Here is a 20,489-nt window from a genome sequence, read left to right as displayed (position 1 = left end):
CTTATTTGTTGTGCGATGTAAGGGTATGGGAGAACGATGCATTCGGATGGACGAAATTTATGGAACAATCGAATCTGGATGCGATCGATCTGAAGATCGTCGCGCTTCTGGAGGCCGATGCCCGGCTCTCATTTGCGGAATTGGCAGAGCAGGTGGCGCTCAGCAAGACGCCGTGCTGGAAACGCGTCAAGGCGCTTGAGGAGGCCGGCATCATTCGCGGCTATGGCGCGCGGCTCGATCCCGCGAGGCTGGGCTTCAGCCTCGAAGCGTTCGTGCAGGTGTCGATCGACAATGAGCAATCGCACGCCTTCGAAGCCGCAGTTCTGAGGCATCCATTGATCCGTCGCTGTCATGCCACGACCGGCGAGGCCGACTATCTCCTGCACATCATCGCCACCGACATGGTTGCGCTCGACGACCTGCTGCGCGAGGGCATCAGCCGCCTGCCGGGCGTCAGGCGAACGGTCACGTCGATGTCCACCAGGGCGATCAAGACGGATATCTCGCTCGCCGCCGCACAGAGGTTTCGATCGTAGCGGCGAGGCAAGAGCATGTTGCACAAAAGTGTGCAGCGGTTTTGCGCCGAAAACATGCGTCAAAACAAAGAGCTGAAGCGCTGTAAGCGAATCCGAAGGATCGCGACGCGCTCTAGGTCGACCATCCGTTACTTTTCGGTGCTCGAGCGACGCATGCCGCATTTTGTCAGATCACGCGCAATATAGATGTTACCGGGATCCTTGCGGCGCTTCGTCAAGAGATCGGCGCAAGTGGCCCGCAACTTCGCTTCCTGCGCTTCACGATAAGCCCGTTGCTGGGCATAATCATTATAGAAAAACCAGTTGGCGCCGATACTGAGGCCCACGGACAACACGAAAGCCAGACATGCCAGAAGAAGGTTCTCGATAGTCTGGCTGCCGCGGGTCGAAGCTGTGCGCTCCTTCATGATCATTCCAAATAGAAAAGAGGAGAGATTATCCAATCCACTATCCGGACTGCGGTTCCATAAATCAAGATGGGAAAGCTATTGTCTTCCCGACTGCGTTGCAGCTAAAGTCAGAAATTGTGCAATGCAGCGAAAATCTCGCGCATCAACCGAAAGGGCGATGGATGAAAATTATGGTCTGGTGTGCGGCGCGAGGCGGAATGCGCAGCGTCGTGGAAGCCTATCAGCGGGATGGCTTCCTGGATCGCGAAAACGTGCGGCTTGTCACGTCCTATGTCGATGGCAATGTGCTTACGCGCCAGCTTGTCCTCGCCAAGGCGCTGTGCGTCTATCTCTATCTGCTCACCACGAAAAGGGTAGAACTCGTACATGCCCATGCTGCGATGCGCGGCAGCTTCTGGCGCAAGGGACTGTTTGCGTCTCTCGCCAGGCTCTTTGGCATCCCCGTAATCCTGCATCTGCATGGCTCTGAAATGAAGCCGTTTTACCAGAGCCAGCGGCCCTTCCTGCAGAGGCTCATCCGCCGGCATCTCGAGCGCGCCAGCAGCGTCGTCGTACTGTCGGAGAGCTGGCGCCAATTCGTTGGCTCCATAGCACCGGCCGCAAAGATTATCGTCGTGCCGAACTATGTGACCGTTCCCCCGGCAAGCGATCCTGCTGCACGGGCAGAGCACGACATCCTGTTTCTCGGCCTGATCGGCGAACGCAAGGGCGTGTTCGACATGATTCCCGCCTTTGCCCGGATTGCCGATGATTTTCCCGACGCCCGCCTGATCATCGGCGGCAACGGCCAGGTCGAAGTGGCAGAAAAACTGATCAAGGAACTCAATCTCCATGGCCGCGCCGTGCTTGCAGGCTGGGTCGGTGGCGATACCAAGGAAGAGCTTTTGAAGTCCAGCAGCATCTATATCCTGCCGTCCTATAATGAAGGCCTGCCAATGAGCGTTCTCGAAGCCATGGCCGCTAACCTCGCTGTCATTACCACCAAGGTCGGTGGCATTCCGGAATTGATCACCGATGGTGTCGATGGTGTTTTGCTCGAACCGGGCGACAAGGCTGCGCTGGCAAATGCCATGGCCTCGCTTCTCAGGGATCGACAGCTGCGGCTCCGCCTGGCGGACGCCGGACGTCAGCGCGTCAAGGACCACTATAGCGATGTCGCTGTTCTGCCGATGCTACATGACCTCTACAAGGCCACCGCGAAATAGGGGCAAAAAGAAAGGCGGCCAACGGCCGCCTTTTTTATGATCATGCGAGTTCGGCACAGCAGGCCGAGCCTAGTCGTTGCGATAATAGGACGAGTAGCGCGAATAATAGAACTCTGACGACCCATAGGTCTGGTAGAATTTCATCCGCTCGGTATCGACCTTGTTCAGGATGGCGCCGGCGCATTTCGCCGCCACGGAGGAATTGGCAATCAGCGTCTTCTTGATGACGTTGCGCGCCGTCTTGCCCCACTCCACCACGAAGAGATAGGTGTCGAGCTTGCTGCTCATCGCACGCGCATCAACGACGGGCGCCAGGGGCGGAAGGTCGAAGATGATGTAGTCGAAGGCGTCGGAAACGTCCCGCACCAACCGGTCCATAGCCTCGGATGCCAGGAGCTCGGACGAGTAGGGAATGCGGCGCTTGATCACGGCTGGCAGGAAAGCCAGCTTGGTGTCCGGATTGATCATGATGATATCGCGCACCGGAACGCCGTCCTGCAACGCTTCCAGAATGCCGCGCTCTGCATGACGTGCGATCTGGCGGGTGGCACCCGGATTGCGCAGGTCGGCGTCGATCAGCAGCACCCGCGAACCCTGGCTGGCAAGCAGTTCGGCGAAGTTGATCGAGATGGTGGATTTTCCTTCGCCGGGCAGCACGGATACGATGCCGACCGTTTTCGGCTTTTTCTGCCCGACGAACACGTCGATTGCAATCTTCGAACTGCGCATCGTCTCGGAGAATGACGACAGCGGGTGATCGATGACATAGTTCGAGATCGGACTTGCCTTGCTGACGACCCGGCTGCTTGCAGCAACGCTGACAGAATCCCTATGCTTGATCATCTCGGTCGGCTGGGTGAGCGGCACCATGCCCAGAGGCTCAAGCTCGAAATGTTCGCGGATCTGGTCGATGGTACGCACGAAGCGATCGCGGAATTCACGGAACGCGCCGACACCGGAGCCTACCATCAAGCCGAGAAAAATCGAAACGGCGAGGGCCATACTTAGCTTGGGTGAGCTGGGGCGGTCAGGCGTCGTCGCTTCCGAAATGACGCGAGCTTCGTTGACCGGGAATGACTGCTGCTGCACCGACTCCTGGTAACGCTGCAGGAACGTCTCGTAAAGCTTCCTGTAAGTCTGGGATTCGCGTGTCAGTTCGCGCAGTTGAACCTGGGCGTCATTGGCGCTCGCGCTCGTGCTGGTTGCTTGGGCGACCTGCGACTTCAGGCTGTTTTCGCGAGCAAGAGCCACATCCAGGTTGCTCTGGTAGCCTTGGGCGATGCGTGAGAGTTCGTCGAACATCAGGCGCTGGTATTCCGCCATCTCGTTTCGGAGGCGAACAGCCTGCACATGCGTGCGGCCAAGCCGGCTCGAAATGTCGGCCTCCTTGCGGGACGCCTCGAGATACTTCGTGCGAAGATCGGCAATGATCGAGCTGTCGAGCGATTCCGTCACAGCACCCTGCATGTCGCGAGAACTGATGATGCTCTTGATCCGGTTGGCCTTGGCCTCGGCACTTGCCGATTCCGAACGCGCGATAATCAGCTGACTGTTGATCTCCGTAAGCTGCTGATCACTGACAAGCCGGCCGTCGCTGGTGATCAGACCATTGACGGCCTTGAATTTCTGCACTGCAAGGTCGGTTTCCAGTGACTTCTGCCGGAGTTCGGCAATGCGCTTCTGCAACCACTCGCCGGCGCTGCGCGTCGCCTCGTACTTGGCGTCGAGCTGGTCGGTCATGTAAGCATCCGCATATGCATGCGTGATTGACGCCGCCAAGCCGGGATCAGGCGAAGCAAACGACAGTTCGAGCACGTAGCTCTTGCCTACGCGCTCAACATTCACACCCTTGATGAGACCATCGACGATGTCTTGCTGGATTGCTTCGTCGCTCTCCACCGTCTCGCTTCTGAACCACGCCGGGAAGTTGATGACGGAAACCAGCGACTTCATCATCGCCTGGAGGGGGTAAAGCCTGGGCTCCATGAAGACTTCATTGTTCTTCAGATCCAGTGCCTGGCTGACATTGCGGGCGATCTTCTGCGACTTCAGCAATTCAACTTGGCTGAGTATGGAGGACTCGTCATCCAATACACCTTCGAGCGCAAATATCTTGTCGCCTATCTGATTATTATTCTTGTCGATAAGAATGCTTGTCGACGCGGAATATATCGGTGTCGCCGTGAACTTGTAAATGACCCCGAGCACAGCAAAGAAAGCGACAGCTAGCGCCACCACTCTCCATTGCCGCCGGATAATGGCGAATACCTTGTCAAAATCGATGACGTTTTCATTTTCATGAAATGAATCCAACAGCCTGTAGTCCTGATTTCTGTCGTTCATCTCGAGAGAATACTTCATGAAATAACGTCTCTCCAGTTTATCCCGTCCGTACTGAGCCGGCAGCTCGGAAAGATTGGCCAATCACACGCGTAGTGGTGTGCCGAGTTGAACACGAGCAGTGCCGGATACTAGTCACTTTTCGCTGCAGCGCAAGAGCGCGCAGGTTGGCGAAGGCGTTTCGATGTCCCGGATTGCACCATGCGAAGCTCTCGTGAAAGCACCTGTAAACCGTCGCCACCAGCGTCCACCAACTCTGCAAAACCCCGAAAGCCACTGAATTATCGACGTTTTCTTTCTCGTCAAATCTACTTTCCGTCAAATAGGACATGTGACGGGGTAGCGCTGAACTGGTAGATCCTGAAAAATGTTGCATAGCAAAAAAAATCATATACCGTCGCCACGTCCAACCTGGAGATCGCGGCAATACATCTCCGCTATTGTGGTATCGGCCTAGAAGGCTCGCGGTTTTTCAATGGTATAGCGCATGAGTGAACAAAGCCTGAATTGTGTTGCCCGGTCGATATCCGCCGAGATAAACGGCTTTCGCCTTGTGTGCGGCATGCTGGACCCGGGTGGATCTTCAAGACGATTGAGAAAAATTGAACCGAACTGGGGCCACCGAGCAATGAACTTTCTGCGCCAAGCTGAAAAATCATCGACATCATCTTCCAACGGCGTGCATGATTGACCATGGCATCGACTGAAACCCTCCGCCAGACCGCGCTCAAGGGTGGCGCCTATCTCGTTGGCCGGCAGGTCGTCTCGATTGCGCTCAAGGCCTTCGGCGTCCTTGTCATCACCCGCCTGCTTGGGCCTTCGGGCTATGGGACCTACGTGTCCGCCTTCAGCGTCTACCAGTATATCCTGATGCTCGGCCAGGCGGGCGTCGGCGTCTACCTGTTGCGGCAGGAGGGTGACGTTGCCGACAAGGCCTATGGCACAGCCTATACGATGCTGGCCTGCATGACCGTCGTGCTGATGGCGGCGCTGGAGTTCGGAAGAGGCTCGCTTGCAAGCTGGATCAGCGTTGAAGGCTTTTCGCAGGTCGCAGCGGTTATCGTCTTCGCGCTGCCCTTCCAGCTGATTTGCGTGCCGGCAACGGTAAGGCTTGAGCGCGCGCTGAATTTTCGGGCTATCGCATTTCTGGAAATCACCGGCCAGGTTTTCTTCTATCTCGTTGGCGCGCCATTGGTCTGGATGCAGGTCGGGCCTGTCTCGCTGGCAATCGCACTGGTGGTCCAGCAGGCTGTGACCTGCATCGCGACCTTCGCTCTGGTGAAAACCTATCCCAAATTCGATTTCGACGGCGGCATTGCCAAGGCGATCTTCGTCTATGCCGCGAGCTACTCGTTTTCAAACTGGGTCTGGCAGCTGCGCATGCTGGTCAATCCGATGATTGTCGGCCCCGCATTGGGCGCCCAAGCGGTCGGTCTGGTCGGGATGACGGCGGGCCTCCTCGATATGATCAGCGTCATCAAGACCATCGTCTGGCGGCTGTCAGTGGCGATTCTTGCCCGCTTCCAGGATGATCTCGCCAAGCTGAGAATTGCCGTGCGCGAGGGGATGGAACTCCAGGCCCTGGCGATCGGCGCGGCGATGGTCGGCTTTGCCTGGTTCGGCCCGGTTCTGGTGCCGTGGTTCTTCGGCGAGCGCTGGGCGCCGGTGATGGATATCTACCCCTATGTCGCGCTCGGCTATTTCACCAATGCGCTGTTCAACATGCATTCCTCGGTGCTGTCGCTGCTGAAGCGCAACTTTCGCGTGGCGATTTTCCATGCCGTTCATGTCTGCCTGTTTGCTGGCGTGGCGGCGATCATGGTGCCGAAAGTCGGCATGCTGGGATATGGCTACGGCGAAGTCGCTGCCTTGCTGAGCTACGTCGTCATCCACTATTTCACGGCGCGCGCGGTCGGCAGCCCCAATTACATGCCGGCTGCCGTCTGGTGGGTTGGCATTGCGATCGGCCTGTTCTGGCGCGATCTTGGCTGGTGGGCTATCGCAGCGCCCTTCGTGGCGCTGGCGCTGCCGCCTTCGCCCGGCCGCATCCGCTATTACTTCGACAAGATCCGGGGACGCTGATGCCCAATACACCGACCAAGCCCTGGCATGTCCTGTTGCTGACATGCAGGGATCCCGAAACGGACTTCCGGCTGCCGCTGGCCAAGGAACTGCAGGCGCTCGGCCATGACGTCTACTACATCTATCTGAAGCGGCGCCCGGTGGTCATTTCGATGAGCGGCAAGGATCCGCGCCTGGAGTTTTCGATATTCGCCTTCCTCCTCCATGCGTTCAGAAACTTTCGCCCGCTTTCACCGCTGCTCGTCTTCAATTCCACCAATCTGGTTTTTCCGGGTATCAGCCGCATCCTTCGGCTGATATGTGGCGGCTTCTGGATTCTCGACATGCATGACGAGCTGACCTACGGCAAGACCGGACCAGCGAAGGACAAGGCGCTGAAGGCCTTGCAGACGCTGCTTTCCGGGTCAGACATGATCGTTCATGCGGCACCGACGCTGAAGGAGCTGTTTCCGACCTCACAGCATCTCGGCAATGCATCCACGGTCACGGCAATCGTCCGGCCACAACCGGATTTCAGCAAGGTGCTGATTCTCGCCAGCATCGATGAACGGCTGGATTTCGATTTCCTGCTGTCGGCCGCCCGCGCTGCGCCGGAACTGACATTCGAGATCTATGGACAGATCGCCGGCAACAATCCGGAAATCAGGAAACGTGTCGACGACGCTGTCAGGACGCAAGCCAACATTCGCCATCGTGGCGCCTATGTGAACAGCGACCTGCCGCGCATCCTGGGAGACTACGCCGTCACCGTGGCACCCTACATGCTATCCTCGCCGCTCACCTATTACATCGATCCGCTGCGCTATTATCACTGCCTGAATTCCGGCATGGAAGTGATCTCGACCGCGATTCCCAAGGCCGAGGATTTTGGCAAACAGATTCACATCGCCCGCGATCCCACCGAGATCGGGCCGCTGGTGAAAGGCCTTGCCGACGGCACGATCGCCAAACGCAATGCCGGCTCGACGGCAGCGGTTCACAACTGGAAGAACCGGGCGATGCGTGTCATCGAATTGGCAAACGCCGCGCAAGCTTAGAGTCTGTCAGAGCTAAATAGAGGCAGTTCTGTTGGCTCAAACGGAGTCGGATGTTTGGCCGGCTGGCGCGCGTCGTAGCCAAAGCATACGGCCAAGCTAGCCGGCCAAACAGCCGGCCCGTTTCAGCCAACCCGAAGGGCCGGGCATCTTTCCGCCGGGATCAGAGGCGACTGGCTCGACCATACCTGCGCGTATGACCTTCGCCAATCGCCTCTGCCCCGACACAAACCTGCTCCGGCAGAACTGCCTCTATTTAGCTCTGACAGACTCTAGGGTAGACAGCCAAGGAAATGGGGTCGACCCGGGCGCACAAGAGCGCTATGCTGCACCGCAAACAGAAATCGCATTGGACGAAATCTTGCCAGCAAGTGCCAATCCCTCCCCGGAAGATCATCCGATCTTGTGTCTTAGGAACGCGGTTTTGATCGCGACTTTTGATGATGGCAGGAACCATGTCTTCAATGAGACAGGCGTGATCGATGCATTGCGAGAACGCCTGAAGGTGTCCGCACGATTCAAGGCTGCAGTGGAATGAGCCAGCAAAAATCGAACAAGTTCCAGCTTCTCGAGGCAGGCCGCGGATTTGCCGCGCTGCTCGTGGTCGTTCTCCATACCCGCAACATGATGGCGCAGCCGCGGTTCTTCAACACCGAGCTTCTCGGCGGCTACCTGGGGAATTTCAACGTCGGCGTCGATTTCTTCTTTGTGCTTAGCGGCTTCATCATCGCCTGGGTTCATTGGGGTGATATCGGCAATCGCCAGCGCATCGGCAACTACGCCACAAAGCGCTTCCTCAGGATCTATCCGCCCTATTGGGGCATCGTGATTCCGCTGATCGTGCTCTACCTGATCTTCCCGCGCGCCGGCATTCCCAGCCAGCACGATCCGGTCAATATCGTGCTGTCCGTTTTCCTGGCACCCTACACCAGCCAGCCAGTGCTTGGCGTAGCATGGACGCTGACGCACGAAATTTTCTTTTATCTGCTGTTCGGTCTCATCATCTATCTCGGACGCAACGCACTGCTGGTGTTGCCGATCTGGGCGGCCGCGATTGTTGCCGCGAATCTCGCCGGTCCGCTGGACTACCCGCTTTCCTTCTTCCTCAGCCCATTCAATCTCGAATTCATTATGGGGATTGCAGCCGGTGCGCTCCTGCGTCGCTATTCGATTCCGATACCCCGAGTGATGCTGGTTGTCAGTGCGACGGTCTTTATCGCGATCATGGTGTTCGCCCATCATATCCAGGACAACAATCTTTTCGCTCGTATTGCCTTCGGCATCCCGGCGATGGTCTTCGTGCTCGCAGCCGTGGAAATCGATCGCATGAAACCGATCCCCGTGCCGAAATTCGCACTACTCTTGGGTGCCGCTTCCTACTCGATCTACCTGATCCATCCGGTGGCGCTGTCATTCATGACCAATGCGCTGTCGAGGATCCATTTCGACCTGCTGCCGATCGGCGTTGCAGCTGTGATCATCTTCGTGGTCGGTGTAGCGGTCGGTGTGATCTATCACCTGCTGTTTGAGAAGCGGTTGATGAACCTGTTTCGCAATCTGCTGAGCGCGTGGTTCGGTCAGAGAAAGCCGTCCACGGTGTAAGGCATTAGGCGCTGACCTACTGGATCCGCAATATTTCTGCTCGGCCTTGATTTCCCAGGCCTGCTCTCAATAGAGTGCCGCCAGGGAAATAAGGAAAGCAGAATGCGCAATGTCACCGTCGCCGCCACGCAGATGTCCTGCAGCTGGACCATCGAGGACAATCTCGCCAAGGCCGAACGGTTGATCCGGCAGGCCGCGAGCGATGGTGCGCAGATCGTGCTGATCCAGGAGTTGTTTGCGACACCCTATTTCTGCCAGGACCAGATCGCCGATTTCTTCGATCTCGCCCAGCCACTCGACGGCAACCCGATTGTCGAGCGATTCTCTAAGCTGGCCGCAGAACTGAATGTCGTGCTGCCGATCAGCTATTTCGAGAAATCGGGCAAGACCTATTTCAACTCGATCGCCATCATTGACGCCGACGGCGAGGTGCTCGGCAATTACCGCAAGAGCCACATCCCCGATGGTCCAGGCTACACCGAGAAATTCTACTTCTCGCCCGGCGACACGGGCTTCAAGGTCTGGAAAACCCGCCACGCGACGATCGGCGTCGGCGTCTGCTGGGACCAGTGGTTTCCCGAAGCCGCCCGCGCCATGGCGCTGCAGGGCGCCGAGATTCTGTTTTATCCCACCGCTATCGGCTCGGAGCCACAGGATGCTACCATCGATTCATCAGCCCATTGGCAGCGGGTGATGCAGGGCCACGCGGGCGCCAACTTAATGCCGGTCATTGCGTCCAACCGCATCGGCACCGAGCCGGGCCGCGATGGCACGGAAATCACCTTCTATGGCTCGTCCTTTATTGCCAGTCAGACGGGCGAAAAGATTGCTGAAGCGGATCGCGCCACGGAAACCGTGCTGACGGCAACCTTCGATCTTGACGCTATAGAGAAACAGCGTCGCGCCTGGGGTCTGTTCCGCGACCGGCGGCCGGAGCTTTACGCGCCGCTGATGTCGCTAAGTGGCTGAGCCTCAGCTGAAAACCGCGCTGGCGTCGGCCACAACCGACGTCCCGAGATAAATGGCAAAGCCGCAGAGAATCACCGCTGCGGCTTTGCCTATCCCGTTCGAGCCGACGCTGCCGGCCGACAGCATCGCACCGGCAAAGATCCAGGCAATGCCGGCAACCACGGCCAGGATCACGAACAATACTGCTTTCACCAGAACGTCCGTTGCGCCGAGCACCGGTGGAAAGATCGCAAACGCAAAGATCAGTGCTTTGGGATTGAACAACGTCATCCAGAATATGTCAGGCATCGTCACCAGCCGGGCCGCGCCCGAACCGGCCGGCCTTGCCCGCCACAGCCGATAGGCGATCACCAGGATGATGGCGATAGCGATCGATTTCAGCACCAACCCACCGACTGCACGCCAGGCACCCAGTGCTTCATGAAAGATCAGTAGCGGTGCAATCGCCAGCGCATAGGCCACCAGTTCGGCCGCAATCAGCGGCAATGCCCGGCGCAGCTTGTGGCCGGCACCTGCCGTCATCAGCAGCGCATTGGTCGGACCTGGCAGGATCAGCAGCAGGCCGGCGGCAGCGATGAAGGCGAGATAAGTGTCCATGATACTCGTTCGAATGCGTGGCGCGATACTGGAATTCGGCTACCGCGCCTTGCCGCTCCCTGCAAGCTTCTATAGAGAATGAACACGGATATGTAACGGGCCGACCAGCATGAGTGCGCAGACGATTACCATTCTCGGCTCGACGGGCTCGATCGGCTGCAGTACGCTCGACGTCCTGAGCCAGCTGCGCGGCGACCATCGCATCGAGGTCGCAGCACTGACCGGCAACGGCAATATTGCACTGCTCGCCGCCCAGGCGCGTGTCTCCGGCGCCCGCCTTGTGGTGACGGCGGATGACAGCCGCTATCTCGATCTCAAGGAGGCACTGGCCGATACCGGCATTGCAGTGGCTGCCGGGCGTAGCGGCCTGATCGAAGCCGCCGAAATGCAATCGGACTGGGTGATGGCGGCCATCGTCGGCACGGCGGGCCTCGCGCCCACATTGGCGGCCGCCAAGCGCGGCGCCGATATCGCGCTTGCCAACAAGGAATGCCTGGTGTCCGCGGGCGATCTGTTCCTCAAAGCCGTGGAACTCGGCGGCGGCCGGTTGATCCCGGTCGACAGTGAGCACAACGCCATCTTCCAGGTGCTGGAGGAAAACCAGCGGCATGCACTCGAGCGCATCGTGCTGACCGCATCCGGCGGTCCGTTCCGCACCTGGAGCCGCGAGCAGATGGCCAATGTCACCGCCGCCACCGCGCGCGCCCACCCCAACTGGTCCATGGGCCTGAAGATCTCGATCGATTCCGCTTCGATGTTCAACAAAGCGCTGGAGATGATCGAGGCCAAGCATCTCTTCAATGTGGCGCCCGAACAGATCGAGGTCATCGTCCATCCGCAATCCGTCATCCATTCGATGGTCGGCTACAAGGATGGTTCGGTTCTCGCCCAGCTCGGCTGTCCGGATATGCGCACGGCGATCGGTTACGCGCTGACCTATCCGCGCCGGCCGACGCTTTCGGTCGAACGGCTTGATTTCGCAAAACTGTCGCGGCTCGATTTCGAGGCGCCGGATGAGGCCCGCTTCCCGGCCCTGCGCCTGGCACGGCTGGCCATGACGCGCGGCGGATTGCAGGGTGCTGTGCTCAACGCCGCAAAGGAAGTCGCGCTCGACGCCTTTATCGAGGGCCGCTCGGGTTTCCTGCAGATGGCCGACGTCACCGAAGGTGTGATGGACGCGATGCTGTCGGTACCGCAGGCGTCGTCTATGGATGACGTCTTTGCCGTCGATGCCGAGGCTCGACGACTGGCAGGCTCGGCGATTGAACAAAGCGTAGCTGCGGCTTAGCATCTAAGAAAGACCCCTCCCAAAACCTCCCCACAAGGGGGAGGGCTTAAGATGTGGCACCCCTTCCTCCATCAAGCGACCGTCCAGCATTTGGGACACTCATCTTTACAGATGGACGCGCAGCGGATTAAGCCCTCCCCCTTGTGGGAAGGGTTTGGGAGCGGTCTTGGATATTGGCAGGACTAAACCCCATAGACCGCGTTGACGATGCGGTTGGGATAGTCGCCCAGGCAGCCCTCGAGGGCATTGTTGGTGAAACTCATCACGGTCAGCCCCTTTTCGGGGTCCACGCACCAGTTATGGCCGTAAACCCCGCCCCAGCGCAATGTCCCCTTGGATTGCGGCGTCACCGCCAGTGCCGGATTGTCGACGATGCCGCCGAAATAGCCGAATTTCATGCCGACATCCTGGTCCACGGTGCCGATCTGGTTGGAGAAGGCTGCCTTGACTGTCTCGGGCTTGAGAATGCCCTTGCCGCCCAGCCGCATTGCCTCAAGGAAGGTCAGGAAATCCTCGGCCGTTCCGGCCGCACCTGCGCCGCCGGACTGGAACGCCTTCGGATTGAAAATCCGGCTTGGCGAAAAAGCCAGCGCCCAGTCGAACGGCGCACCGGCCACCCATGGATCCGGCATCCTGATCGGAAGGTCTTCCGTGTCGCCGTAGGCCGTCGCCAGCCGGTCTGGATCGGCGACATGGAAGCGCGTGTCGTGCATACCGAGCGGTCCCGCGACATAGGCGACGACCGCATCCTCCAGCGTGCCGCCATGCGTCTTGGCCACCACGGCGCCTAGAATGTCGGTCGCAAATGAATAGAGCCATTGCGTGCCGGGCTCGAAGGCCAGCGGCAGGGCATTGTGACGGCCGAAGTTGGACTCGTAGTCGAGATCGGTATTGGAAAGGCCCGCCGTGATCCGCTGCATCTTCGGCAGAAGTTCGAGCGCCGGATCATAGGCAAGACCCGATGTGTGGGTGAGCAGATGATGCAGCGTAATGTCGGGCACCTTGCCGTCCGACGTCTTCGGGCGGAACCAGGGGAGGTGATCGGCCACCTTGTCATCCAGGCCGATCAGGCCTTTCTCGACCATTGCCAACGCGGTGGCAGCGACAATCGGCTTGGTCACCGATGCCAGGCGAAAGATCGTGTCGAAAGCCACCGGCTTGCCGACTTCGCGATCTGCAAACCCCGCCGCGCGCCGTACAATCGGGTTGCCATCCTGGTAGACGAACACCACGGTGCCGGTGATCTTGCCGCTTTTCAGGGTCTCGTCAACAACGCGGTTGACCCGTTCCTCAATACCCATTCACTCCCCCCGAAAAATCCATAAATTAAAAAATGCGGATCATATGTCGATGATCCGCATTCCAATTTCAAGTCGAAAGACGCCCAAGTCAGGTGACCTGTCAGGCGACGGCGCGGGCCAGCGCGCAACGCGCCCAAAGCTGCTGCAGCGAGCTGACGAGATGCTCGATATCGGCGTCGGAATGGTAAGGAGCCGGGGTGATGCGCAGGCGCTCGGTCTTCTTCGGCACCGTTGGGTAATTGATCGGCTGGACATAGATGCCGCAATTGTCGAGCAGCAGGTCCGAGATCCACTTGCACTTCGCCGCATCCTTGACCATCACGGGCACGATGTGGCTGGCATTGTTGAGATGCGGGATACCGGCGGCATCGAGTGCGGCGCGCAGCTTGCGGACGCGATCCTGATGACGGGCGCGTTCGAACGGGCTGATCTTCAGGTGCTGGATCGAAGCCAAGGCGCCTGCGGCAATCGCCGGCGGCAGCGAGGTGGTGAAGATGAAGCCCGAAGCGAACGAGCGTACAAAATCGCAAAGCGCGGTGGAGCCGGTGATATAGCCACCCATGACACCGAATGCCTTGCCAAGCGTGCCTTCGATCACATCGAGGCGATGCATCTGGCCGTCGCGCTCGGCAATGCCGCCGCCGCGCGGGCCATAGAGGCCCACGGCGTGAACTTCGTCGAGATAGGTCATCGCGCCGTACTTGTCGGCGAGGTCGCAGATTTCCTTGATGGGAGCGATGTCGCCATCCATCGAGTAGACCGATTCGAAAGCGATCAGCTTCGGCGCTGCCGGGTCGGCGGCCGCAAGGCGCTCTTCGAGATCGCGCAAATCATTGTGCTTGAAGATGACGCGTTCGCATTTCGAATGGCGAATGCCCTCGATCATCGAAGCGTGGTTACCAGCATCCGAGAACACGATCATTCCCGGGATCTTCGAACAGAGCGTCGAAAGCGTCGTCCAGTTGGACATGTAGCCGGAATTGAACAGCAGTGCGGCTTCCTTGCCATGCAGGTCTGCGAGCTCCCGCTCAAGCAGTACATGGTAGTGGTTGGTACCGGAAATGTTGCGCGTGCCACCGGCGCCTGCGCCACAAGAGTCGATCGCCTCTTTCATCGCGGCAATGACCTTGGGATGCTGGCCCATGCCGAGATAGTCGTTCGAGCACCAGACGGTTACTTCCTGCTGGCCATTTTCCGTATGGCGGATCGCCTTCGGGAAGCTGCCGGCCTGGCGTTCGAGATCGGCAAAAACGCGATAGCGTCCTTCCTGGTGAAGGCCGTCCAGCGCGTCTTTGAAAAAGGCTTCGAATTCCATCATTCTCTCCAGATAACAGACGATTGTTTTGTTTTGAATCATTCCAATCGTCAACCCCCGGGCGCCAGCTTTTGACGATTCCGCGGCGTTAGGGCGCATCACGCTGCCGTGATGCCCGTGATTCTATATCTGGACGTTCCAGAGTCCGATTTCATTGACCTCGATCAAGAAATTCCTACAGGTGGCTGGATTCCTCAGAATTCTTCCCATGCGTCCTGTGCGAGCGCCGTGTTGCCGACGATTGCTGGCATACGCCTCGCCGCTACAACCTGCTTTGCTGCGGGGGGAGCGGCGGTCTTTGAAATCGGTCGCGCGGCGCGACGCGGCTCGGCTGCAGCCGGGGCCTGCTCATAGCCGGTGCTGAACTCGGAAAGCATCTGGTTGATCCGCACCGCTTCCTCGGCCAACCTGTCGCTGGCGACATTGGTTTCCTGCACCATGACGGCGTTCTGCTGCGTGCCCTGGTCCATGACGTTGACGGCGACATTGATCTCGGAAAGCGCCGAGGTCTGTTCGCGCGCGGCCTGATAGATGGCGTTGATATGCTGGCTGATCTCGGTGACCTCGCTGACGATTGTACCAAGCGCCTCTCCGGTCTCGGCCACCAACGCCACGCCGGCCTTCACCTGGTCGCCGGAGGTGGAGATCAGGTTCTTGATTTCCTTGGCAGCCTTTGCCGTGCGCTGGGCAAGTTCGCGCACTTCCTGTGCGACAACAGCAAAGCCCTTGCCGGCGTCGCCGGCGCGCGCTGCTTCGACGCCCGCGTTCAGCGCCAGAAGGTTGGTCTGGAAGGCGATCTCGTCGATCACACCGATGATGTTGGAAATCTCGTGCGAGGAATGCTCGATCGCGCCCATGGCGGTGACCGCCTTGTTGACGACATCGCCGGAGCGTTCGGCGCCGGACCGCGCCTTGGCCGCAAGGCTGTTGGCCTCTTCGGCGCGTTTGGTCGAATCGGTGACGGTTGCGGTGATCTGTTCGAGCGCGGCTGCAGTTTCCTCTACCGAGGCGGCCTGCTGTTCGGTGCGCTTGGCGAGGCTGTCGGCGGACGAGTGGATTTCCGTGGCCGCGTGGCTGACGCCTGAAGCCGAGGCTTCGATCCGCGCGATCGTCTGGCCGAGTTCGGCCACTGCGTCATTGAAGGCATCGCGCATACAGGCAAAGGCATCCGGCAACGGCTCATCGATACGATGGTCTAGCCGCTTGTCGGAAACGGCGGAAATCGCCCGGCCGAACACGTCGGTAACCGCCTTGGCTTCTTCGAGAATACGGTCCTGCGTCTTCTGGATCGCGGCTTCCTTCTCGTCGATATAGACCGAGATCGCCAGATCCATGTCGAGCATCACGGCTTTCGCGAGGCTGCCAAGCATTGTGCCGAGGGCGTCAGCGTCGACGGTGCGTTTGGAGAACAGGCCGCCCTTGGGGAAATGTTCCTTGATGCTTTCCTTGATCAGGTGATCGAGGATCATTGCATAGCCACCGATATACCATTGCGGCTCAAGCCCGATGCGGGCATGCACCTTACCGATGGTCTGCACATTGCTGCCATACTGCGCATTGAAGTCGCCCTTGGCGATATTGGCCCAATGACCCACCTGTGCACCCTTTGCGCCGGCGACATGTTGGTCGGACGAAAAGAACTTGCTGGTCTCGGGTGTCTTGCGGACCATCTGATAGAACTTGTCGAGCGCCTTCGGCAGCTCGCGTTCGACGACCGGACGAAGCTCTCGCAACTTCTTGCGGCTATCCTCGCCGAGTTGCATGAAATCCAGCCGCTGCTCGATGTTGATGGGCTTTTCGGAGGGGGATTTTGCAGCGCTCATGGTTCTATCCTGTTCTGGCATGTGCCAGCTCCACGGATCACCTTCCGACGACCGGAGCATCTGGCTTCCAGTCCCGATTAACCAACGAAGTTAAAGATTTAATAAACTTAAAATGCTGATTTTATGGCTTTATCAATCGGTGAGACGAGCTGTCGCATACGGAAAGGCCCGCGCTAGGCGGGCCCTCATCTCTCAGTGTTTGGTGTTGATCATCCGGCGGCAATAACCGCGCGCTTGGCCATGACCTTCACCAGGTTCGCCCGATATTCCGACGAGCCATGGATATCGGCAAGCATGTCGCTGGGATCCACGGATTGGCCGGCGATCGCATCCGGCGACCACTTGGCCGCCAATGCCTGCTCCATGCCCTGATGCCGGAAGACACCATCCGAGCCGGCCCCGGTCACCGCGACGCGAACACTGCCGTCGCTGGCCTTGGCGACGAACACACCGGCCATCGCATAGCGTGATGCCGGGTTCGGGAATTTCGAGTAGCCCGCCTTGGCGGGCGCCTCGAATTCAAAGGCGATGATGATTTCGCCATTCTCCAGCGCCGTTTCGAACATGCCCTGAAAATAATCGTCCGCAGCGATCGTCCGCTTGTTGGTGATCACCTTGGCATTCAGCGCCAGCACTGCCGAGGGATAATCCGCGGCCGGGTCGTTGTTGGCAACCGAGCCGCCGATCGTGCCCATATGACGAACATGGGGATCGCCGATCATGCCGGCGAGCGCCGAGATCGCCGGGCAAACGGCCTTCAACGCCGTCGACGTGGCGACCTCGAAATGCGTTGACGCGGCACCGATCCGCACGGTCCGTCCGTTGACGCTGATGCCCTTGAGCTCAGGGATATGACGGAGATCAACGAGATCGCTCGGCGCGGCCAGTCGTTGCTTCATCGTGGCGATCAGCGTCATGCCGCCGGAGACATATTTACCCTCGTCGGCCGCCGCCTGCTGGGCGACAGCATCTGCAACCGAAGAGGCGCGATGATAAGTGGTGTTATACATAGCTCAATCCTCCTGCAGTCAGGCATGTGCCAGCGACCAGACCTTTTCAGGTGTCGCGGGCATGCTGAGATTGTTGTTGCCGATGGCATCGGTAATCGCATTGATCAACGCCGGCGGCGAGCCGATGGCGCCGGCTTCGCCGCAGCCCTTGATCCCGAGCGGATTGCTGGGGCACGGGGTGTTCTGGTGCGACAGATCGAACGACGGCAGGTCGTCGGCGCGCGGCATGGCATAGTCCATGTAGCTTGCCGTCAGGAGCTGCCCCGTTTCGTCATAATGGACACCTTCCAGCAGCGCCTGGCCGATGCCCTGGGCGATGCCGCCATGCACCTGGCCCTCGACAATCATCGGATTGATGATGTTGCCGAAATCATCGGCGGCGACGAACTGGATGATCTTCGTCTTGCCGGTTTCCGGATCGACCTCCACCTCGGCGATGTAGCAACCCGCCGGGAAGGTGAAGTTCGATGGATCGTAGAAGGCGGTTTCCTTGAGGCCCGGCTCCATTCCCGACGGCAGGTTGTGGGCGGTGTAGGCCGCAAGCGCCACCTGGAACCACGGCAGCTTCTTGTCGGTGCCGGCCACCACCAGCTCGCCGTTCTCGATGCGGATGTCGGCCTCATCGGCTTCCATCAGGTGGGCGGCGATCTTTTTCGCCTTGGCCTCGACCTTGTCGAGCGCCTTGACCACCGCCGACATGCCGACGGCACCCGAGCGCGATCCATAGGTGCCCATGCCCATCTGCACCTTGTCGGTGTCACCGTGGACGATGTTGACGCTATCGATCGGCACGCCCAGTCGTTCGGCGACCAGCTGCGCAAAGGTCGTCTCATGGCCCTGGCCATGGCTGTGCGAGCCGGTGAGCACCTCGATCGTGCCAACGGCATTGACCCGCACCTCCGCCGATTCCCACAGGCCGACGCCGGCGCCGAGCGAACCGACGGCTGCCGACGGCGCGATGCCGCAGGCTTCGATATAACAGCTCATGCCGATGCCGCGCAGCATGCCGCGCGACTTGGCCGCCGCCTTGCGCGCCGCAAAGCCGTTCCAGTCGGCAGCGGCCATGGCGGCATTCAGCGAAGCCTCGTAGTCACCCGCGTCATAAGTCATGATCACCGGCGTCTGATGCGGGAAGGTGCGGATGAAGTTGGTTTTCCTGAGTTCGGCCGGCGAGACGCCGAGCTCGCGCGCCGCAGTCTCCACGGTACGCTCGAGAAGATAGGTCGCTTCCGGACGGCCGGCGCCGCGATAAGCGTCGACCGGGACAGTATTGGTATAGACGGTCCGCACATTGCAATGGATCGCTGGGATATCATATTGCCCTGACAAAAGCGTCGCATAGAGATAGGTCGGCACCGCCGAGGAAAACAGCGACATATAGGCGCCGAGATTGGCTATCGTGTCGACCTTCAGCGCCGTGATCCGGTTGTTGGCGTCGAACGCCATCTTGACGGTCGAGACATGGTCGCGGCCATGCGCATCAGTGAGGAATGCCTCGGTGCGGTCGGACGTCCATTTCACCGGCACGCCGGTCTTCTTGGAAGCCCAGAGACAGACGATCTCCTCCGGATAGATGTAGATCTTGGACCCGAAGCCACCGCCGACATCCGGCGCAATGACGCGCAGCTTGTTTTCCGGAGCGACATTGTAGAACGCGCTCATCACCAGCCGCGCGACATGCGGATTCTGCGAGGTCGTGTAGCAGGTGTAATGGTCCTCGGCCGAATCGTAGATACCGAGCGTTGCGCGCGGCTCCATCGGATTGGGCGACAGCCGATTGTTGGTGAGCCGTATTTCGGTGACATGGGTCGCCGCCGCAATCGCCGCATCCGCCGCGGTGCTGTCGCCGATCTCCCAGTCGAAGATGACATTATCGGACGATTCCGGATGGATCTGCGGCGCACCGAGCTTGATCGCATCGATAGCCTCGGTTACCGCGTCGAGCACTTCGTAATCGATCGCGACCTTCTCGGCCGCGTCGCGCGCTTCCGCCACGCTATCGGCGACCACGATGGCCACCGCGTCACCGACATATCTAACCGTGTCGACGGCCAGCGGACGCCACGCGCCCATCTTCATCGGCGAGCCATCCCTGGAATGGATCATCCAGCCGCAGATGATGTTGCCGATGCCATCGTCCAGCAATTGCTTGCCGCCGAGAACGCCGATCACGCCCGGCATCTCCTTCGCCTCAGTGAAATCGATGCTCTTGATCCTGGCATGCGCATGCGGGCTACGGACGAAGGCCGCATATTTCATGCCCGGCACGCTCATGTCATCCGTGTACCGGCCCTTGCCGGTGAGGAAGCGCTTGTCTTCCTTGCGCGTCACGCGCGCTCCAATTCCTTCGACACCCATCTTGTTCCTCCTCCGAGAAAGCTGGTGATTATTCGGCGGCCTGCTTGGCGCCCATTTCATGGGCGGCGGCCAGCACGGACTTGACGATATTGTGGTAGCCGGTGCAGCGACAGATATTGCCCTCGAGCTCGTGGCGCACCGTCGCCTCGTCGAGATTGCCGCCATGCCGGCGGATCATGTCGACCGACGTCATCACCATGCCCGGCGTGCAGAAGCCGCATTGCAGGCCGTGATTTTCCTTGAAGGCCGCCTGCACCGGATGCAGCTCGCCGTCCTTGGCAAGACCCTCGATGGTGGTGATGTCCGAACCGCTGGCCTGCACGGCCAGGATGGAGCAGCTCTTCACCGAGAGGCCGTCCATATGAATCACGCAGGCGCCGCATTGCGTCGTGTCGCAGCCGACATGCGTGCCTGTCAGTCCCAGATTGTCGCGTATGAAGTTGACCAGCAGGATACGATCATCACAATCACCGCTTACCTTGCGGCCGTTGACCGTCAACGTCACCTTTGTCATTTTTTCCTCCCTTATCAGTAGGATCTCATGTTGCCACATTCCCAGCGAGTTCCAAGCAATGATTGGACGAAGCATTTCGATGGCCGCACAAACTGGCGCAACTGT

18 protein-coding genes are annotated in these 20,489 nt (G+C 59.4%); 9 read left to right on the top strand and 9 right to left on the bottom strand.

The genetic code is table 11. The features are described from left to right. The first annotated feature begins 59 nt into the window (after positions 1-59). Positions 60-536, top strand: a complete 477-nt coding sequence (locus ACXHRN_RS25960; protein ID WP_488639144.1) for an Lrp/AsnC family transcriptional regulator — start codon at positions 60-62, stop codon at positions 534-536. A 128-nt stretch (positions 537-664) separates the two neighbouring features. Here the strand turns inward: ACXHRN_RS25960 and ACXHRN_RS25955 are convergent, their stop codons facing one another. Then, positions 665-979, bottom strand: a complete 315-nt coding sequence (locus ACXHRN_RS25955; RefSeq protein WP_488639143.1) for a hypothetical protein — start codon at positions 977-979, stop codon at positions 665-667. Between the two features lie 164 nt (positions 980-1,143). Between ACXHRN_RS25955 and ACXHRN_RS25950 the strand changes: the two genes are divergently transcribed. Beyond that, positions 1,144-2,151: a glycosyltransferase family 4 protein gene (locus ACXHRN_RS25950; protein WP_488639142.1), complete on the top strand. Its 1,008-nt coding sequence runs from the start codon at positions 1,144-1,146 to the stop codon at positions 2,149-2,151. A 69-nt stretch (positions 2,152-2,220) separates the two neighbouring features. On the opposite strand, the gene ACXHRN_RS25945 is transcribed toward ACXHRN_RS25950, so the two are convergent. Further along, positions 2,221-4,512, bottom strand: coding sequence for a polysaccharide biosynthesis tyrosine autokinase (locus ACXHRN_RS25945; RefSeq protein ID WP_488639141.1), 2,292 nt, complete (start codon positions 4,510-4,512; stop codon positions 2,221-2,223). A 466-nt stretch (positions 4,513-4,978) separates the two neighbouring features. On the opposite strand from ACXHRN_RS25945, the gene ACXHRN_RS25940 reads away from it, so the two are divergent. From ACXHRN_RS25940 to aguB, 6 genes are all read left to right on the top strand, one after another. Further along, positions 4,979-5,182 carry a hypothetical protein gene (locus ACXHRN_RS25940; protein WP_488639140.1) on the top strand — a complete coding sequence of 68 codons (204 nt, stop codon included), beginning with the start codon at positions 4,979-4,981 and terminating at the stop codon, positions 5,180-5,182. A 2-nt stretch (positions 5,183-5,184) separates the two neighbouring features. Then, positions 5,185-6,573, top strand: coding sequence for an oligosaccharide flippase family protein (locus tag ACXHRN_RS25935; protein ID WP_488639139.1), 1,389 nt, complete (start codon positions 5,185-5,187; stop codon positions 6,571-6,573). Next, a complete protein-coding gene (locus ACXHRN_RS25930; RefSeq protein ID WP_488639138.1) occupies positions 6,573-7,610 on the top strand; it encodes a glycosyltransferase family protein in 1,038 nt (345 codons plus the stop codon). Before ACXHRN_RS25935 ends, ACXHRN_RS25930 begins: the two co-directional genes overlap by 1 nt. Positions 7,611-7,803: 193 nt before the next feature. Continuing rightward, entirely contained in the window at positions 7,804-8,145 is a 342-nt protein-coding gene (locus tag ACXHRN_RS25925) for a hypothetical protein (RefSeq protein WP_488639137.1), read from the top strand. After that, positions 8,142-9,209 (top strand): acyltransferase family protein, encoded by a 1,068-nt coding sequence (locus ACXHRN_RS25920; RefSeq protein WP_488639136.1) that lies wholly within the window; start codon positions 8,142-8,144, stop codon positions 9,207-9,209. Before ACXHRN_RS25925 ends, ACXHRN_RS25920 begins: the two co-directional genes overlap by 4 nt. Positions 9,210-9,311: 102 nt before the next feature. Then, entirely contained in the window at positions 9,312-10,178 is an 867-nt protein-coding gene (gene aguB / locus ACXHRN_RS25915; RefSeq protein ID WP_488639135.1) for an N-carbamoylputrescine amidase, read from the top strand. 3 nt (positions 10,179-10,181) lie between these two features. Here the strand turns inward: aguB and ACXHRN_RS25910 are convergent, their stop codons facing one another. After that, positions 10,182-10,775, bottom strand: a complete 594-nt coding sequence (locus tag ACXHRN_RS25910) for a hypothetical protein (RefSeq protein WP_488639134.1) — start codon at positions 10,773-10,775, stop codon at positions 10,182-10,184. A gap of 109 nt (positions 10,776-10,884) precedes the next feature. Between ACXHRN_RS25910 and dxr the strand changes: the two genes are divergently transcribed. Next, on the top strand, positions 10,885-12,063 hold the full coding sequence (gene dxr / locus ACXHRN_RS25905) for a 1-deoxy-D-xylulose-5-phosphate reductoisomerase (protein WP_488639133.1): 1,179 nt from the start codon (positions 10,885-10,887) through the stop codon (positions 12,061-12,063). A gap of 182 nt (positions 12,064-12,245) precedes the next feature. Here the strand turns inward: dxr and ACXHRN_RS25900 are convergent, their stop codons facing one another. From ACXHRN_RS25900 to ACXHRN_RS25875, 6 genes are all read right to left on the bottom strand, one after another. Then, complete coding sequence (locus ACXHRN_RS25900) at positions 12,246-13,364, bottom strand: serine hydrolase domain-containing protein (RefSeq protein WP_488639132.1); 1,119 nt, start codon at positions 13,362-13,364, stop codon at positions 12,246-12,248. A gap of 100 nt (positions 13,365-13,464) precedes the next feature. Beyond that, positions 13,465-14,679, bottom strand: coding sequence for a 5-aminolevulinate synthase (gene hemA, locus ACXHRN_RS25895; protein ID WP_488642032.1), 1,215 nt, complete (start codon positions 14,677-14,679; stop codon positions 13,465-13,467). Between the two features lie 194 nt (positions 14,680-14,873). Further along, complete coding sequence (locus ACXHRN_RS25890) at positions 14,874-16,502, bottom strand: methyl-accepting chemotaxis protein (RefSeq protein ID WP_488639131.1); 1,629 nt, start codon at positions 16,500-16,502, stop codon at positions 14,874-14,876. A gap of 209 nt (positions 16,503-16,711) precedes the next feature. Then, positions 16,712-17,512: an FAD binding domain-containing protein gene (locus ACXHRN_RS25885; protein ID WP_488639130.1), complete on the bottom strand. Its 801-nt coding sequence runs from the start codon at positions 17,510-17,512 to the stop codon at positions 16,712-16,714. An 18-nt stretch (positions 17,513-17,530) separates the two neighbouring features. Further along, positions 17,531-19,870, bottom strand: coding sequence for a xanthine dehydrogenase family protein molybdopterin-binding subunit (locus ACXHRN_RS25880; RefSeq protein WP_488639129.1), 2,340 nt, complete (start codon positions 19,868-19,870; stop codon positions 17,531-17,533). A gap of 28 nt (positions 19,871-19,898) precedes the next feature. Further along, positions 19,899-20,384 (bottom strand): (2Fe-2S)-binding protein, encoded by a 486-nt coding sequence (locus ACXHRN_RS25875; RefSeq protein WP_488639128.1) that lies wholly within the window; start codon positions 20,382-20,384, stop codon positions 19,899-19,901. Positions 20,385-20,489: the final 105 nt, after the last annotated feature.

This window comes from Shinella sp. OV683 (assembly GCF_057787725.1).
This window is presented reverse-complemented; position numbering and strand designations above follow the sequence as displayed.

Bases quoted from the DNA above. Each gene is read 5' to 3' on its own strand.
- ACXHRN_RS25960 (WP_488639144.1), top strand. From the start codon at position 60: ATGGAACAATCGAATCTGGATGCGATCGATCTGAAGATCGTCGCGCTT.
- ACXHRN_RS25950 (WP_488639142.1), top strand. From the start codon at position 1,144: ATGCGCAGCGTCGTGGAAGCCTATCAGCGGGATGGCTTCCTGGATCGC.
- ACXHRN_RS25945 (WP_488639141.1), bottom strand. From the start codon at position 4,512: ATGAAGTATTCTCTCGAGATGAACGACAGAAATCAGGACTACAGGCTG.
- ACXHRN_RS25940 (WP_488639140.1), top strand. From the start codon at position 4,979: ATGAGTGAACAAAGCCTGAATTGTGTTGCCCGGTCGATATCCGCCGAG.
- ACXHRN_RS25935 (WP_488639139.1), top strand. From the start codon at position 5,185: ATGGCATCGACTGAAACCCTCCGCCAGACCGCGCTCAAGGGTGGCGCC.
- ACXHRN_RS25930 (WP_488639138.1), top strand. From the start codon at position 6,573: ATGCCCAATACACCGACCAAGCCCTGGCATGTCCTGTTGCTGACATGC.
- ACXHRN_RS25925 (WP_488639137.1), top strand. From the start codon at position 7,804: ATGACCTTCGCCAATCGCCTCTGCCCCGACACAAACCTGCTCCGGCAG.
- ACXHRN_RS25920 (WP_488639136.1), top strand. From the start codon at position 8,142: ATGAGCCAGCAAAAATCGAACAAGTTCCAGCTTCTCGAGGCAGGCCGC.
- aguB (WP_488639135.1), top strand. From the start codon at position 9,312: ATGCGCAATGTCACCGTCGCCGCCACGCAGATGTCCTGCAGCTGGACC.
- ACXHRN_RS25910 (WP_488639134.1), bottom strand. From the start codon at position 10,775: ATGGACACTTATCTCGCCTTCATCGCTGCCGCCGGCCTGCTGCTGATC.
- dxr (WP_488639133.1), top strand. From the start codon at position 10,885: ATGAGTGCGCAGACGATTACCATTCTCGGCTCGACGGGCTCGATCGGC.
- ACXHRN_RS25900 (WP_488639132.1), bottom strand. From the start codon at position 13,364: ATGGGTATTGAGGAACGGGTCAACCGCGTTGTTGACGAGACCCTGAAA.
- hemA (WP_488642032.1), bottom strand. From the start codon at position 14,679: ATGGAATTCGAAGCCTTTTTCAAAGACGCGCTGGACGGCCTTCACCAG.
- ACXHRN_RS25890 (WP_488639131.1), bottom strand. From the start codon at position 16,502: ATGAGCGCTGCAAAATCCCCCTCCGAAAAGCCCATCAACATCGAGCAG.
- ACXHRN_RS25885 (WP_488639130.1), bottom strand. From the start codon at position 17,512: ATGTATAACACCACTTATCATCGCGCCTCTTCGGTTGCAGATGCTGTC.
- ACXHRN_RS25880 (WP_488639129.1), bottom strand. From the start codon at position 19,870: ATGGGTGTCGAAGGAATTGGAGCGCGCGTGACGCGCAAGGAAGACAAG.
- ACXHRN_RS25875 (WP_488639128.1), bottom strand. From the start codon at position 20,384: ATGACAAAGGTGACGTTGACGGTCAACGGCCGCAAGGTAAGCGGTGAT.